Annotated in this window: 1 protein-coding gene and 1 pseudogene; one reads left to right on the top strand and one right to left on the bottom strand. The window is 65.8% G+C overall.

Annotated features, from left to right (window positions below; translation table 11 throughout):
- On the bottom strand, positions 1-171 hold a 171-nt coding region (locus tag ACFWUY_RS41420), incomplete at its 3' end, for a transposase (protein ID WP_384122152.1).
- A 51-nt stretch (positions 172-222) separates the two neighbouring features.
- Between ACFWUY_RS41420 and ACFWUY_RS41415 the strand changes: the two are divergent.
- Positions 223-1,465: pseudogene (locus ACFWUY_RS41415) on the top strand (RNA-guided endonuclease InsQ/TnpB family protein).
- Positions 1,466-1,903 lie beyond the last annotated feature (438 nt).

The raw sequence follows: 1,903 nt of genomic DNA, 5'->3' as shown, positions 1-1,903 counted from the left end.
TGTCTCGAAGCTGGCGCACACCTCTCGCATGCTCTCTTCGCACCGCCTCAGCATGTCGTCATCGACGATGTCACGTCGGTATTTCGTTACACACACCACGTGAGCGTGGAGGGTGGAGGCCACGTGGCGACCGGTGCGAATATCGGGGTTTGGTTCCCAGCGTGGTGACATACCCCACGCGCAGTATGATCAAGCGGCTTACCCGAGAGGTGGGTGGGCCGGATGATCCGTGCATACAAGTTCCTCCTGCGGCCCACCATGAGTCAGACGAGCGCGCTGGGCGAGATACTCCGCGACCACTGCGGCCTCTACAACGGCGCGCTCCAAGAGCGCCGGGACGCCTACCGGCACGTCTCCAAGACGAGCATCACGTACGGGCAGCAGTCCGCACAACTCAAGGACCTTCGGGCGATCGCCCCTGAGCGGCACGGCCGGTGATCGTTCAACTCGCAACAGGCCACGCATCGCCGTCTCGACAAAGCATTCGCCGCGTTCTTCCGCCGGATCAAGACCGGCGATACGCCCGGCTATCCCCGCTTCCGGGAGCCAACTGGTTCGACACGGTCGAATTCCCCAAGGACGGCGACGGCTGCCGCTGGGATGCCACCCCGCACGACCCGGTCACCCGCGTCCGACGGCAAGGCGTCGGGCACGTCAAGGTCAACCAGCACCGCGCCGTGGCCGGCAAGGTCAAGACCGTGTCCGTCCGGCGTGAGGGCAGGCGCTGGTACGTCGTCCTCACCGCCGAGCAGCCCCAGCCCGCACCGCTCCCGGCCACGAACAGTGTCGTCGGCATCGACGTGGGCATCGCCCACTTCCTCGCCGACTCCAACGGCGCATTCGTACCCAACCCCCGCTGCGGACGCCGTGCTGCCGCGAAGCTCGCAGCCGCGCAACAGGACCTCAGCCGCTTCCCCCGCGTCCGCCGCGACAAGCGCACCGGCAACCACCGGCGAGCCGTCGAACGCGTTGCCATCCTGCACCGCAAGGTCCACCGCCAGCGCCTCGACCACGCACACAAGACCGCCCTGGATCTCGTCCGCGCACACGACGTCATCGCACACGAAGACCTCAAGATCCGAAACATGAGCAAGGCCCCCAAACCGAAGCCCGACCCTGAGGCACCAGGTGGTTTCCTGCCCAACGGGGCCGCCACCAAGGCCGGACTCAACCGCTCGATCAACGATGCCGGATGGGGGGGTGTTCCTCGCGATCCTGAATGCCAAGGCTGAGAGTGCCGGACGGGACGTGATCGCCGTGGACCCCCGCAACACTCCCCCAGACTCCGTCCGGGGGGACCCCCACCCGGACCTGCCCCGCATGCGGGCACATCGCCAAGGAGAACCGGCCCACCCGGGAGAAGTTCCACTGCCAGTCCTGCGGCCACATGGCACACGCGGACACAGTGGGCGCCCTGAACGTCCTACTGGCCGGACTGGTCCGTCGCGAAGCCCCACCGGCCTAGCGAGAAACCCCCTCATTTACGAGGGGGAGGAGTCACGCCCTTATCCACCGCGTAAGGACAATGCTGCTCGGCATCCGAGACAGACGGCCAGGCTGTCGCCGCCTGTCAGTTGAGTAGCGATTACCTGCCCGGAATAAACAATTCCATGATCATCTGAGGTCGACGCGGTAGATATCCCCCGACGCGTCGCACGCAGGGTCTGTCCCGGCTGGGGCCGGGACAGACCCTGCACCCCACAGCGGCAGCAGTACGGCCAAGCCCGGCAGCATGAAGCCGGAGGCCGAAAGGCCCTCAAACAGGGCCCTGGACATCACTCCTGTCTCGCCTGTGCCTGCATGCCCGGTGTCCGTTTTCTTCGGATTTAGGTATTGACTGCTCAGGGTGTGCGTGCTCCGTAGGTGTGTGCTGGAGGTAGCAGAAAAGGCAGTCTCCACCCGG

Source organism: Streptomyces sp. NPDC058664, assembly GCF_042716635.1.
In the GTDB taxonomy this organism is placed as follows: Bacteria; Actinomycetota; Actinomycetes; order Streptomycetales; family Streptomycetaceae; genus Streptomyces.
The sequence above is the reverse complement of the archived record's forward strand: the minus strand, read 5'-3'. Positions and strand labels throughout refer to the sequence as shown.